Annotated in this window: 12 protein-coding genes and 3 pseudogenes; 4 read left to right on the top strand and 11 right to left on the bottom strand. The window is 70.9% G+C overall.

Annotated elements, in window-relative coordinates; genetic code table 11:
* Positions 1–40 precede the first annotated feature (40 nt).
* A pseudogene (locus AB8A24_RS06445) lies at positions 41–282 on the top strand (hypothetical protein); the annotation flags it as partial.
* 407 nt (positions 283–689) lie between these two features.
* Here the strand turns inward: AB8A24_RS06445 and AB8A24_RS06450 are convergent.
* The 8 genes and pseudogenes from AB8A24_RS06450 to AB8A24_RS06485 form a co-directional block, all read right to left on the bottom strand.
* Entirely contained in the window at positions 690–1,331 is a 642-nt protein-coding gene (locus AB8A24_RS06450) for a DUF305 domain-containing protein (RefSeq protein ID WP_369475090.1), read from the bottom strand.
* A 76-nt stretch (positions 1,332–1,407) separates the two neighbouring features.
* The gene (locus AB8A24_RS06455) at positions 1,408–1,836 is read right to left on the bottom strand and encodes a DUF6153 family protein (protein WP_369475092.1); all 429 of its coding nucleotides are present in this window, start codon (positions 1,834–1,836) and stop codon (positions 1,408–1,410) included.
* A 47-nt stretch (positions 1,837–1,883) separates the two neighbouring features.
* Entirely contained in the window at positions 1,884–4,301 is a 2,418-nt protein-coding gene (locus AB8A24_RS06460; RefSeq protein ID WP_328964993.1) for a heavy metal translocating P-type ATPase, read from the bottom strand.
* A 171-nt stretch (positions 4,302–4,472) separates the two neighbouring features.
* Positions 4,473–4,955: a hypothetical protein gene (locus AB8A24_RS06465; protein ID WP_328964994.1), complete on the bottom strand. Its 483-nt coding sequence runs from the start codon at positions 4,953–4,955 to the stop codon at positions 4,473–4,475.
* Positions 4,956–5,043: 88 nt separating this feature from the next.
* Positions 5,044–5,406, bottom strand: a complete 363-nt coding sequence (locus AB8A24_RS06470) for a rhodanese-like domain-containing protein (RefSeq protein WP_328964995.1) — start codon at positions 5,404–5,406, stop codon at positions 5,044–5,046.
* Between the two features lie 89 nt (positions 5,407–5,495).
* On the bottom strand, positions 5,496–5,810 hold the full coding sequence (locus AB8A24_RS06475) for a hypothetical protein (RefSeq protein ID WP_328964996.1): 315 nt from the start codon (positions 5,808–5,810) through the stop codon (positions 5,496–5,498).
* Positions 5,807–6,013, bottom strand: coding sequence for a rhodanese-like domain-containing protein (locus AB8A24_RS06480; protein WP_328966105.1), 207 nt, complete (start codon positions 6,011–6,013; stop codon positions 5,807–5,809). The genes AB8A24_RS06475 and AB8A24_RS06480 overlap by 4 nt, the downstream gene beginning before the upstream one ends.
* A pseudogene (locus tag AB8A24_RS06485) lies at positions 6,014–6,580 on the bottom strand (MBL fold metallo-hydrolase); the annotation flags it as partial.
* Between the two features lie 145 nt (positions 6,581–6,725).
* Here AB8A24_RS06485 and AB8A24_RS06490 point away from each other — a divergent pair.
* Positions 6,726–7,646 (top strand): ABC transporter ATP-binding protein, encoded by a 921-nt coding sequence (locus AB8A24_RS06490; RefSeq protein ID WP_328964997.1) that lies wholly within the window; start codon positions 6,726–6,728, stop codon positions 7,644–7,646.
* Positions 7,643–8,464 carry an ABC transporter permease subunit gene (locus tag AB8A24_RS06495; protein ID WP_369475096.1) on the top strand — a complete coding sequence of 274 codons (822 nt, stop codon included), beginning with the start codon at positions 7,643–7,645 and terminating at the stop codon, positions 8,462–8,464. The genes AB8A24_RS06490 and AB8A24_RS06495 overlap by 4 nt, the downstream gene beginning before the upstream one ends.
* A 13-nt stretch (positions 8,465–8,477) precedes the next feature.
* Here AB8A24_RS06495 and AB8A24_RS06500 read toward each other — a convergent pair whose 3' ends face one another.
* The 3 genes from AB8A24_RS06500 to AB8A24_RS06510 all read right to left on the bottom strand — a co-directional run bounded on the left by AB8A24_RS06500 (position 8,478) and on the right by AB8A24_RS06510 (position 11,133).
* Positions 8,478–9,131 (bottom strand): CBS domain-containing protein, encoded by a 654-nt coding sequence (locus AB8A24_RS06500; protein WP_328964999.1) that lies wholly within the window; start codon positions 9,129–9,131, stop codon positions 8,478–8,480.
* Positions 9,132–9,140: 9 nt separating this feature from the next.
* Complete coding sequence (locus tag AB8A24_RS06505; RefSeq protein ID WP_369475099.1) at positions 9,141–9,611, bottom strand: Crp/Fnr family transcriptional regulator; 471 nt, start codon at positions 9,609–9,611, stop codon at positions 9,141–9,143.
* Between the two features lie 94 nt (positions 9,612–9,705).
* Positions 9,706–11,133, bottom strand: a complete 1,428-nt coding sequence (locus tag AB8A24_RS06510; protein WP_369475101.1) for an MBL fold metallo-hydrolase RNA specificity domain-containing protein — start codon at positions 11,131–11,133, stop codon at positions 9,706–9,708.
* A gap of 175 nt (positions 11,134–11,308) precedes the next feature.
* Between AB8A24_RS06510 and AB8A24_RS06515 the strand changes: the two are divergent.
* Positions 11,309–11,665: pseudogene (locus AB8A24_RS06515) on the top strand (alcohol dehydrogenase catalytic domain-containing protein); the annotation flags it as partial.
* Between the last annotated feature and the right edge of the window lie 91 nt (positions 11,666–11,756).

An 11,756-nucleotide genomic window follows, 5' to 3' on the forward strand; every position in this document is an offset into this window, starting at 1 on the left:
GGCGGTACACGGTCGCGGTCTTGTGCCGGCGCCCATCGACATTCGGCTGCGGATCGCGGCTGCCGCGGGCACCGTGATGATGGCGCTGATGTGGGCCACCGAGTGGCCTCCCGCCAGGCACATGTCGGACGGCGACCTCAGCATGTCGACCAATCCGCTGGTGGACCATCACGTCCTCCGCGCGGCCGTGCTGGTGATGCTCGCCGCGGTCGGCGCCGGGCGAGCCTGGGAGCCCTCTGGCAGAGTCTGCCTTTCGTCCGCCGCAACCGCCGGCCGGTGTGACGGCGGTCGGGGAGTCCGGGGCCGTCCGGTCGGGTGGGCCCGGACCGGCGGCGGCATCGAGGACCGAACGGCCCGGGTCCGCAAACCGTCCGCGGGTCCGCTCGTCAGTGCCCCGGTCCAGACTTGTGCGGTTGTGTACAGCACCACTCGACGCAGCAGCGATGGCAGCGTGCTTCACGGTCGTCACGGGACTCGGCCGACGCGTCCTGCGGGTGGTTTCGAGCTGTCTCCGCTGTGGGAACGAGTGCGGAGGATGATGCACCCGCCTCGTCACGCCGAAGCCCATCACCGCCCGCCACCCCCCCCAGGAGTCGGCGGGCCGGCCGCGTGGCAGGTCCCGGATCCACCTCATGACGGTGTCGGCCGACAGGGCGTACTCGGGCAACCCGCCCCACCACGCCTAGTCATCATCCCTTCTTGAGCATCTCCCGCATCTGGGTGATCTCGGCGGTCTGGGAGGTGATGATGTCGTCGGCAAGGGCCTTGGCGGGGCCGTGGACACCTTGCCGCTTCTCGGTTTCCGCCATGTCGATCGCGCCTTCGTGGTGCTCGATCATCCGGATCAGGAACATGGTGTCGAAGGCGTTGCCCCGGGCGCTCCCGATGCGGTTGAGGTCCTCGTCGTCCATCATGCCGGGCAGGGCGGAGTCGTCATCCCCGTGTCCCATGCCGTCCATGCCTCCCATGCCGGCGGGCACTCTCTCGCCCCATGCCCTCAGCCAGCCGGCCATGGCGTCGATTTCCGGCTGCTGCGCCTTCTTGATCCTCTCGGCGAGGGCCTTGACCGCATCGGACGCGCCGTGCGACTGGGCCATGTCGGACATGACGACGGCTTGGCGGTGGTGGGGAATCATCCCTTGCGCGAAGGCGACGTCCGCCTTGTTGTGCTGTGCGGCCTCGGACGGAGCCGGGGCGGTCGTGGAAGTACCGGCAGCGGCGCCGGCAGTGTTCATACTCTCGTCGGTGCCGCAGGCCGTGAGGATCAGGCCGACGGCGGCCGCCGTGGCGGCCAGGGCCGCACGACGCGGTACGGATCGGTTCGTGTTCATGTCGCTGACTCCAGTGATCGAGTGCGGAGGGAACGGGCACCTCGCGGACGCGGGAGGCGTGCCGCAGGAGGAGTCCCTATATCCGCAGGAGCTGGAGTTCGGCGAGCGAGGGTGGCGCCCGCTTTCCGGCGGCCTCGTAGGCCGCTGGGAGCAGGTTCGGCACGGGGGCAGCGGCATCGGCGTCGTCGTGCTCTGTGCCGGTGATGGGTACGTTGTCCGGTGCGGTGATGTCGGGGGCGCCGGGCAAGGACGCGGAGGCGCACATCGTGTCCGCGTGGCTGATGTGGCGGCCCGTGTTGTGGGCGTCGTCGGGGCACAGGTAGCGCGGACCGGCATGTGCAGTCGGCACGTGGTGGGACGTGTGCTCGACGGTGACCGGCGACGGCAGAGCGGCCGCAGGGCCCAGGGCGTGCATACCGAGCAGCCCGACGGTGAGGGCCAGGGCGAGCATCATGGTGAACCGCATCAGCACCCGTGGTGCGGTGCGGGGCTCGCGGCCGGTCATATCTCCCAGCGTAGGGCGCACCCGCGCATGGCGCCCCGGGACAGCCGTCAGCCCCGCTCGCCGCCTCCGCCCGCCGGATCCGTTCGCCGAGGGCGGGGCAGGAGGTGGAGGCGCTTGAGCGCGAGGGCGTTGACGGCGACGATGATGCTGGACCCGGACATCGACAGGGCGGCGATCTCGGGGCGGAGGATCAGGCCCGTAGCGGGTTCGAAGACCCCGGCGGCGATGGGCAGGGCGATGGCGTTGTAGCCGATGGCCCAGCCGAGGTTCTGGCGCATCTTGCGCAAGGTGCCCCGGCCGATGCGCAGGGCGGTGGGGACGTCCAGGGGGTCGGAGCGCATCAGGACGAGGTCGGCGGTCTCGATGGCGACGTCGGTGCCGGCGCCGATCGCGATGCCCAGGTCGGCCTGGGCGAGGGCGGGCGCGTCGTTGACGCCGTCACCGACCATGGCGACCGTACGGCCGCCCTGCTGAAGTTCGCTGATCTTGGCAGCCTTGTCGCCGGGGAGGACGTCGGCGATGACGGTGGTGATGCCCAGGTGCTGCGCGATCCGTTCGGCGGTCGCCCGGTTGTCGCCCGTGAGCATGACGACCTCGATGCCGAGGCTGTGGAGGTCGGCCACCGCTGCCGGGGAAGTCTCCCGCAGGGCGTCGGCGATCCCGATGAGGGCCGCCACCCGGCCGTCGACAGCGGCGATGACGACGGTGCGGCCGGTGGCGACCAGTTCCTCGCGCCGGCCGCTCAGGGGCCCGAGGTCGACGCCTTCACGTTCGATCAGGCGGCGGTTGCCGACCGCGACCCGGTGGCCGTCGACCACGGCCGTCGCGCCGTGGCCCGGTACGTTCTCGAAGTGGCGGGCCTGTGCGGCGGCGACGCCGCGCGTGGCGGCGTGACGTACGACCGCAGCAGCCAGCGGATGCTCGGATTCCTGCTCGACGGCCGCGATCAGCCGCAGCACCTCGTCCTCGTCGCCGCCGCGAACGCTGATCACGTCGGTGACTTCGGGTTCGCCTCTGGTGAGGGTGCCGGTCTTGTCCATGACCACGGTGCGGATGCCTGCGGACGCCTCCAGGGCCATGGCGTTCTTGAACAGCACGCCCCGCTGGGCGCCCAGCCCGGTCCCGACCATGATCGCGGTGGGGGTGGCCAGACCGAGTGCGTCCGGGCAGGTGATGACGACCACGGTGATGGCGAAGAGCATGGCCTCGCCGAAGGGCCGGTCGGTGGCGAGCAGCCACACGGCCAGAGTGAGGGCGCCGCCGACGAGGGCGACGAGGACGAGCCAGAAGGCGGCCCGGTCGGCGAGCCGCTGACCGGGAGCCTTGGAGTTCTGGGCCTCCTGGACGAGCTTGACGATCTGGGCCAGTGCCGTGTCCGCACCGACCTCGGTCGCCCGCAACCGCAGTGTGCCGTTGGCGTTGAGGGTGGCGCCGACCACGGGGGAGCCGGGGCCCTTGTGCACGGGCATGCTCTCCCCGGTCACGGTCGACTCGTCGACCTCGCTCTCACCCTCCTCCACGATCCCGTCCGCGGCGATTTTCGTCCCGGGGCGTACGAGCAGCAGATCCCCGACGACCACCTCGGCGGTGGCGACCTCCACGGGCACACCATCCCGCAGAACCACGGCCTTCGACGGGGCAAGGTCCAAGAGGGTGCGAATCGCATCGTTGGCACCGCCGCGGGCACGCATCTCGAACCAGTGGCCCAGCAGGACGAAGGAGGCCAGCACGGTGGCTGCCTCGTAGAAGACGTCCCCGCCCCCGGTGAGGGTGACGATCAGCGAGTACAGCCAGCCGGCACCGACGGCGACCGCCACGAGCACCATCATGTCCAACGTACGGGCACGCAGGGCCCGGACTGCGCCGACGAAGAAGATCGAGCAGGAGTAGAAGATCACCGGCAGGCTCAGCAACAGTGCCCACACGTCCTGGCGGAAGCCGAACGGAACGGGTGCGTGCCAGCCGAAGACCTCCTCGCCGATCGGCGACCAGACCACGATCGGGACGGAGAACGCCACCGCGACCAGGAAGCGGTGGCGCATGTCGGCGACCATCGCTGCCGTCGACATCTCGCCGTGGCCGTCGTGCCCCTTCGCCTCGTCGGGCGAGCGCGTGCCTGCTGTAGTCACGGGCGTCGTCTGCGGGCGCTGCGGTGCAGCCGTGAAGCCGGGCGGGTCCGGTTCCTGCATCGGATCGCAGATGTGCGAGGGAACCGACTGGCCGGCGCAGTGATATCCGCATTCGGTCACCCATGCGCGCAGCTCGGCGAGCGAGGTCCGCCGAGGGTCGAAGACGACCGTGGCCGACTGCGCCACCGGGTTGACCTCGACGTCGAGCACGCCGGGCCGACGGCCCAGTACGGCCGCGACGGTGCTCTGCTGGCTCGCGCGCACCATGCCCCGCACATCCAGCACCGCCGTGCTGCGCTCCTTGCCCGTAGTGCGGTGGTCTGCGGGGTGCGCCATGCTCCCGTTCGCCTCCCGGATGGGTTCTGCTCCGCCTGTACAGAAGCCTGCGCTCCTGGTGAGAGCGCGGCAACGGCTGCTGCCGCGCGAGGAGCCGGTGGCGCTGCCGTGACCTGCTCTGCACCAGCAGCGGGGAGACGCTGGTCCTGCTCCTGACCGGGCGGCGTGTTGTCATTCGGGTGGGCGGGGTCCTGGGCGCACACTTCTCGCATGCCCGAGGACGAGGCGCAGACCATCCCTCCCGAACCGTTGTTGCAAGTGATCGCCAACCTCGCACGGTTCCATCGAGAACACGAGCAGTTCTACTCGCAGGCTCCGTTGCGGCAGGCGGACGAACTTCAGGCGAGGTCCCGGGCACTGAAGTCGCTGGCAGGCCGGTGGAGCGTGACCGACGTCGGTGAGTCGGCAGGGAATCCGTTCGCCGGTGCGGAGGATCTGAACGCCCCCGGGCTCGTCGCGGAGTCGGGGATCCTCTTCATGGAAGGGGAGGACGAGCCCGTCGAGCTCCAGCGGCTGAAGCGGGATGTCAGGGAGCTTGCGCAGGACAGCGACCAGACCGGAATCTGGCTCGCGCACGCCATGGAGCAGGCGTGGGAGGCCGTCGGCCTGCTGGCAGCCTATCCGGCGCTTGCGGATCTGCTCGGCGAGCGCCATCGCATCATCGCCAACGACTGGCAGTCGGCGGGGTTGCTGGCGCTGGTGGCCAGGCTGCTGCGCCGCTCCCTTGCCCTGTTGGACCGGGTCACGTTCTCTCCTGCGGCGCTGCGGTCCGACCTCCGGTCCGAGCGGAACGCCCCCGCCTACCTCTACTCGGCGTCCGAGCTGCTCGACCGAGCGGCGGACCTCCTCGCGGAATCGGCGACACTCGTGCGCGACAACGAGCGGCGCTGGCGCGTGTTCGGCACCCGGATTCACCGGCTGCGATTGACCGGATGATGTGCCCGCTGGTACGCGACCAACCACGTGAGATCTGATCGAGGGGGATGTTCAGGGCGCCGGGCAGGTGACCTGTGGCGTATTCGCCGGGCGTGCGGACGTCGAGGGCGGTGAGCTCGTGCAGGCGGGTGAGGGCCTGTTCGGAGCTGAGGGCGTGGGGGGTGCTCATGGCGGACTGTCTCTCCTGCTGGATGTCGGCGGTGGTCCGGGTGCGGATACCGGGCGACTGTGGGGGTGGCCGTGTGGGCGGACCCGCTGTCAGCGGATCGCGTCGGTGAGCATGAAGGCCGCGACGGACAGCAGCACGACAGCGAAGATGCGTTGAAGGGCTGGGCCCTTGATCGCGGCGGACAGGCGCTTCCCGTCCCAGGCGGCAAGGATCGCCGCCCCGGTGAAGGGCGCGACGACTGTGGCGGTGACGATGATCAGCGACGCCGTGGTGGCGGCTGCAGGGGTGAAGCCGAGCAGGTAGATCAGTGCCGGGACCGCGAGTACGCTGCCGCCGCCCCCCAGGGCGCCGAGTGCCAGGCCGACGACGGCTCCTGCGACCAGGGCGAGGACGAGCGTGCTCACGCTATCGAGCCGCTGCTTCCGCGGCCGTCGACGACCGGCAGCCCCACCGCGGACCAGGCGTTCATGCCGCCCTTGACGTCGACGGCCTCGGCTCCGCGTTCGGTCAGGATTCTCGCGGCCCGCTGGGACCGGTGCCCGGAGTGGCAGATCACCACCAGCGGCCGTCCCTGGGCAGCCGGAGGCAGGCCGGCGCCGGCCGGCAGGGCGGAGGAGCAGAAGCTTCCGAACCCGTGGGTGGGCAGCACCTGGGTTTCGTCAGGCAGTTCAGCGGCCAGCCGGCGTGCGGAGGCGTGCTGGGCGCGGGCGAGCTCCTCGGTCAGTCGCGGCTCGACCAGGTCGGGCCGTCCGACGGTCCCGATCAGCAGGGAGCCTCCGGTGAACACGGCGAGGGCCGAACCCCACTCCTCCAGAACGTAGGAGGTGTGGTGCGGGGTGTGGCCGGGGGTGGCCAGGGCCCGCATCGTGATGCCGTCGTCCACGGCGCAGGTGTCGCCGTCATGGACGGGGGTGCGGTCGAAGGACACCCGAGCCGCGGCGGGCACCAGGTAGGCCGCACCGGTGAGGCGGGCCAGGTCCAGGCCGCCGGTGACGTAGTCGTTGTGCACATGCGTCTCCACGACGTGGGAGATCCGCACCCCGCGCCGTGCCGCCGTGGCGAGCACCTGGTCGACGTCGCGCGGTGGATCCACTGCCACGGCCGTGTGGGCGCCACCCGCCAGGTAGCTGCGGTTGCCGAGCCCTTCCAGTTCAAGGGTGTCGATGAAGAACACGCTGTCGCTCCTTCTCGTGAGAATTACCCCTGGGGGTATATCTCGAGCGTAGGCACTAGTACCCCCGGGGGTATTTTCTGTGGCGCTGCGGGACCCGTTCTCGGCTCACTGCGCGTCGGTCCGGGCCAGGGCACAGACTGGTGGGGTGGGCGCCACGGACGCGATCGAGCTCAGAGGACTGACCAAGCGGTACGGGGCCGTGGTCGGGGTGGAGGAACTCACACTCGGCATCGGTGCGGGCGAGGTGTTCGGCTTCCTCGGGCCGAACGGGGCGGGCAAGACCACCACCCTCAGATGCCTCACCGGCTTGCTGCGCCCGACGGCCGGGCACGTGCGGGTGCTGGGGATGGACCCGCTCGCCGATCACCGCCGGGTGGCTCGGGAACTCGGCTATCTCCCGGGTGAGCTGCGGCTGTACCCGGAGCTCACCGGGGCGCAGACCCTCGACCTCATGTGTTCCCTCCAGGGCCGACCCTGCACACGGCGGGCCGAGCTGTGCGAGCGGCTGGGACTGACGCCCGCAGTCCTGCGCCGCACGGTCGGCGGGTACTCGCGCGGCATGAAGCAGAAGCTGGGCCTGGTGCAGGCGCTGCAGCACGATCCCCGGCTGGTGGTACTGGACGAGCCGACCGAGGGGCTGGACCCTCTGGTGCAGGAGACGTTCTTCGAGCTGATGGAGCAGGCGGCGGCCGACGGCCGCACCGTGCTGTTGTCCAGCCATGTCCTCCCGGAGGTGCAGCGGGCCTGCGGACGCGTGGCGATCGTCCGGGATGGGCGCCTGGTGACGGTGGAGAGCGTGGCCGCCCTGCGGGAGGCGCGTGCGCGGCGGATCCGCCTGACCTTCGGCGACGGGAAGGGGGCACGCCCTCTGGGGCGCGCGGAGCAGTGGGCGCCCCGCTGGGAAGGCGACCGGGTGGAGCTGCTCGTACCCCCGAGCGAGGTGGTGGGGGCACTGCGCGAGCTGCTGACTCTGGGGGTGGCCGACGTCATCGTGGAGGAGGCGGGGCTGGACGAGGCGTTCCTGGATCTGTACCGCAACGGCAAGGCGGAGGGGGCGGCGCCGTGAAGACGCGGTGGCCCCTGCTGTGGCTGGCGCTGCATCGGCGCCGGCGGATGCTGATGGCCCTGGTGGTGGGGATGGTCGTCTTCGAGGCGCTGATCGTGGTGGTGGCGAACACGATCGCGCCGGGAACGCTGTTCTCGGCGGGCGGAAAGGGCACGCCGTCGGCGTACCGCGCGTTCAGCGGGTCGGGCGGGGACGTGTCGATCGCGAGCTATCCGGGGCTGCTCGGGGCCGGACTGGTGCATCCGTTCTGGATCGCCATGCAGCTGACCGCGATCGGTGCCCTGGCCGCGGCGGCGGTGGCGGCCGACGTGGAATCCGGGACGATCGAGCTGATCATGGTGCGTCCCGTGAGCCGCAATCGACTGCTGGCCGAGCGGACGGCCGCCGTGATGATTGCCGCTCTCGCCCTCAATGCCGCGGCGACGCTGACCGTGGCGGCAGGCGTCTGGCTGTCGCCGGACATCCACCGGGACGTGCCGCTCAGCGGTGTCTTCGCCGCCGGGTTGATGGGGTGCGGCTTCGCGCTGTGCCTGGCCGGACCGGCCCTGGCCGTGTCCGCATGGGGGAGCCGGCGCGCCCAGGTGATCGGTGCGACGATCGCGATCGGGGCGGTCGGCTTCGCGCTGAACTTCATCGCGCTGGCCTGGTCCAAGGCGGCGCCCCTGCGGTTCATCAGTCCCTTCCACTACTACACACCGGGTGACGCACTGGCGCAGGGCCACGTGCTGTGGCCGCAGTTGGGCGTTCTGGTCGGGGTTGGAGTGGCGGGGATCATCCTGGGCCACGCGCTGCTGATGAGGCGGGACCTGGCCCCGTAGGCAGGGACAGCGGTCAGGGGGATACGGGGCCTTCGAGTCGGGAGTGCACACCGACCACGCCTTCGACAGCCCGGGCGAGGCGCGTCGCCACGGGGATGAGGTGGGGGTCGCGGGTCGTTCCCCTCAGGGTGACGACGCCGTGCCTCACGTCTACCGTGATGTCACGGCGAGAGAGCGGGAACAGGCGCTCGACGACCTCGCGGCGGACTTCGGCGGCCAAGTCGTCGTCGGAGCGGAGGAAGACCTTCAGGAGGTCGGCGCGGCTGACGACGCCGAGGAGAGTGCCGTCGGCATCCACGACCGGGAGACGCTTGATGCGGCGGTCGGCCATCAGCCGGGCGGCCTGGGGGAGCGTGGCGTCGGGGCGGATGGTGACGGCCGGGCTCGTCATCAGCTCCTCGGCGCGGACCGATCCGGCCTTCGCGGTGTCACCGAGGCGGCGCATCTGCTCGATCAGGCTCGGCCCGTGTTCGTGGAACTCCTCCTTGGTGAGCAGGTCGGCCTCGGAGACGACGCCGACGACACGGCCTTCGCCCTCGATGACCGGGACCGCGGTGACCTTCCAGCGCTCCATCGCGGTGGCGATCTCCTTGAATTCGGCGGCGGGCGTGACGGTGACGACGGTCTTCGTCATGACGTCGTTGACGGTGTACGGGGTGGAGGTCATGGCTGGTCCTCAGCGGGCGTAGGCGAGGGGCATGTCGCTGTGGTGGGGTGCGAACAGGTCGAGGATCCGCGTGCGGGCCGAGTCGAGTCGACGGGCGATGACCGCGGCAACAGCGGTGGATATGCAACAGCCCACGGCCGGGTTCTCGTCGCAGAGCTTCCGTACGGCCACCGCGTCGAATTCGAGTGCGCGGACAGGGTGGGTGGTGATGGCCCCCAGGTGCCAGGCGTAGGGCGGGACCATCCACGACCAGCCGAGGAGCTCTCCCGAACCGAGGGTGTCGATGACGGCGGCCTTGTGCCCGGGGACGTGCAGGTCGAGGTCGACGGTGCCGTTCTCGATGATCCAGAAGCGGTCGGCCCGTCGTCGTTCCTTGAAGATACGGGTTCCGGCCGGGACGTCCACGCGGTGCGCGTGGGCGAGCAGGGCCTCACGCACTTCGGGTTCCATCTCGTCCAGGAGGGTGTTCAAGGTGGTCATGGTGTGCCTCCAGCCCTTCCCCTCCAGGCTCGCGCCGGTCCTCGGGGTGCGGGAGGGCCTCGCGGTGCATACCGCAGGGCCCATACGGCCCGGGTCAGCGGACCAGGACGGCCTCCCCGGGCTTGGGTACGACGGCCGTCCAGCCCAGCTCGCGGTCGATGCGGTCCCGGAGAGTCTCGGCCGCGGCCTCCTCGCCGTGGACGAGGTAGGTGGTGTGCGGGGGCAGAGCGGCGCGCAGCCAGTCGATGATCTGGTCGGCGTCGGCGTGGGCGGAGAAGTGGGGTACGTCGGCCACCTCGGCACGTACGGGGATGTACTCGCCGAACATCTTCAGGGTGCGGGCGCCGTCGACGAGGTCACGCGCCCGCGTTCCGGCGGCGGCGAAGCCGACGATGACGACGGCGTTGCGCGGGTCGGGCAGGAGTCGGTGGAGGTGGTGCAGGACCCGACCACCGGTGGCCATGCCGGCGGAGGAGACGATGACTGCCGGCCCGGTGGCGCTGTTGATGTCGATCGACTCCTGGACGGTACGGGCGGCCAGGAACGGCTCCGGGCTGAACGCCGCCTCGCCCTGGGCCAGGATCTCGGGCCTCAGCTCGGGAGAGTGGGAGCGCAGGGCGTCCCGGTAGACGTCCAGGGCGGCCAGGGCCATGGGGCTGTCGACGTAGACGGGTACGCTCCGGGGCAAGGTGCCGTCGTGGCGCAGCTCGGCCAGCTCGTGCAGGACGACCTCGGTCCGGTCGATCGCGAACGACGGGATGACCACGGTTCCGCCACGCGACAGCGTTCTGGTGACCACGGCAGCGAACTCGCGCCGCGCCGTCTCGTGGTCGTGTCGGCGGTCGCCGTAGGTGGACTCCATCAGTAGTACGTCGGCGCCGGAGAACGGCTCCGGGGGCAACAGCAGGGGGTGCCCGGGGCGGCCCAGGTCGCCGCTGACGGCCAGGGTGTGGCCGTCCTCCAGCGTGAGGTGGGCCCAGGCGGAGCCGAGGATGTGCCCGCCGTGGTGCAGCCTCAGCTTCGTTCCGGCCATGATCTCGATTTCGCTGCCGATCTCGACCGGGTCGAAGAACTTCAGCGTGTTCTCGACGTCCGCGTCGTCGTAGAGCGGCTTGGCGGGGCGATGCTTGGACCAGCCGTGGCTGTTGGCGTGCTCGGCTGCCTCCATCTGGAGGCGGGCGCTGTCACGGAGCACGATCTCGGCGAGCCGGGCGGTAGGGGCGGTGCTCAGGATCGGACCACGGAAGCCGTGCCGGACCAGGCGCGGCAGATAGCCGCAGTGGTCCAGGTGAGCATGGGTGACGACCACGGCGTGGAGGTCGGAGGCATCGAAGCCGGGCTTCTCCCAGTTGCGACGGCGCAGGTCCGCGAAACCCTGGAAGAGCCCGCAGTCGACCAGGACGCGGGCGTGGTCGCTCTCGACGAGGAACTTGCTGCCGGTGACCGTGCGTACCGCACCGAGCAGACGCAGGAGTGCGGGTCTGGGCGAGGCGGTGGCGGGGCGCTGGGCTGTCTCGGACACGACCGGCCCTCCCTTCGGTAACGGGATCCGGTTCTCACCATCGCACCGGGTGCGGGGGCCGGCAGGGGGCCGACAGGCCCCGGCAGGGGACCGATCGGCCCATGCGCGGCCGGTCGAGTCCGGTCCAGCCTGGCGGTGGCACCCCGAACGGTGGGAAAAGGAAGAAAGGGGCGCCATGGAGGCACTCGTCTTCCAGGGTTCCGGACAGACCGCAGTGCAGGATCTACCGGACCCGGGCATCAAGGACGCCGCCGACGCGATCTTTCGTGTCGACGCCGGCACCATCCGCGGTACCGACCTGTGCATCGTCAAGGGCGACGTGCCCGAGGGGACTCCGGGCAGGAACCTCGACCATGAGGCGGTCGGCGCCGTCGTCGAGACCGGCGGCGACGTCCCTACGGTCCGGCCCGGGGACCGCGTGCTCGTTTCCTGCACCTCGGCCTGCGGCCGCTGCCGCTTCTGCCGCGAGAGCCACTACGGCCAGTGCCGCGGGGGCGGCGGCTGGGTGCTGGGCCACACGATCGCCGGCACAGCCCGTGCGGGCGACACCGGTGCCCTCAAGGTCGCGCTCGGTGGGGCCCGGCACGACGCCGTCACCGTCCCGGCCACCTGGCCGTGACCCG

This window comes from Streptomyces sp. BF23-19 (assembly GCF_041106355.1).
Lineage (GTDB): Bacteria > Actinomycetota > Actinomycetes > Streptomycetales > Streptomycetaceae > Streptomyces > Streptomyces virginiae_A.

Coding starts and splice junctions, on each gene's coding strand:
- AB8A24_RS06500 (WP_328964999.1), bottom strand. CDS start 9,131: ATGACCTCCACCCCGTACACCGTCAACGACGTCATGACGAAGACCGTC.
- AB8A24_RS06460 (WP_328964993.1), bottom strand. CDS start 4,301: ATGGCGCACCCCGCAGACCACCGCACTACGGGCAAGGAGCGCAGCACG.
- AB8A24_RS06455 (WP_369475092.1), bottom strand. CDS start 1,836: ATGACCGGCCGCGAGCCCCGCACCGCACCACGGGTGCTGATGCGGTTC.
- AB8A24_RS06450 (WP_369475090.1), bottom strand. CDS start 1,331: ATGAACACGAACCGATCCGTACCGCGTCGTGCGGCCCTGGCCGCCACG.
- AB8A24_RS06465 (WP_328964994.1), bottom strand. CDS start 4,955: ATGGCGCTCGCCGAGCAGATCCGCAAGCGCCGGATAGGCTGCCAGCAG.
- AB8A24_RS06470 (WP_328964995.1), bottom strand. CDS start 5,406: ATGAGCACCCCCCACGCCCTCAGCTCCGAACAGGCCCTCACCCGCCTG.
- AB8A24_RS06505 (WP_369475099.1), bottom strand. CDS start 9,611: ATGACCACCTTGAACACCCTCCTGGACGAGATGGAACCCGAAGTGCGT.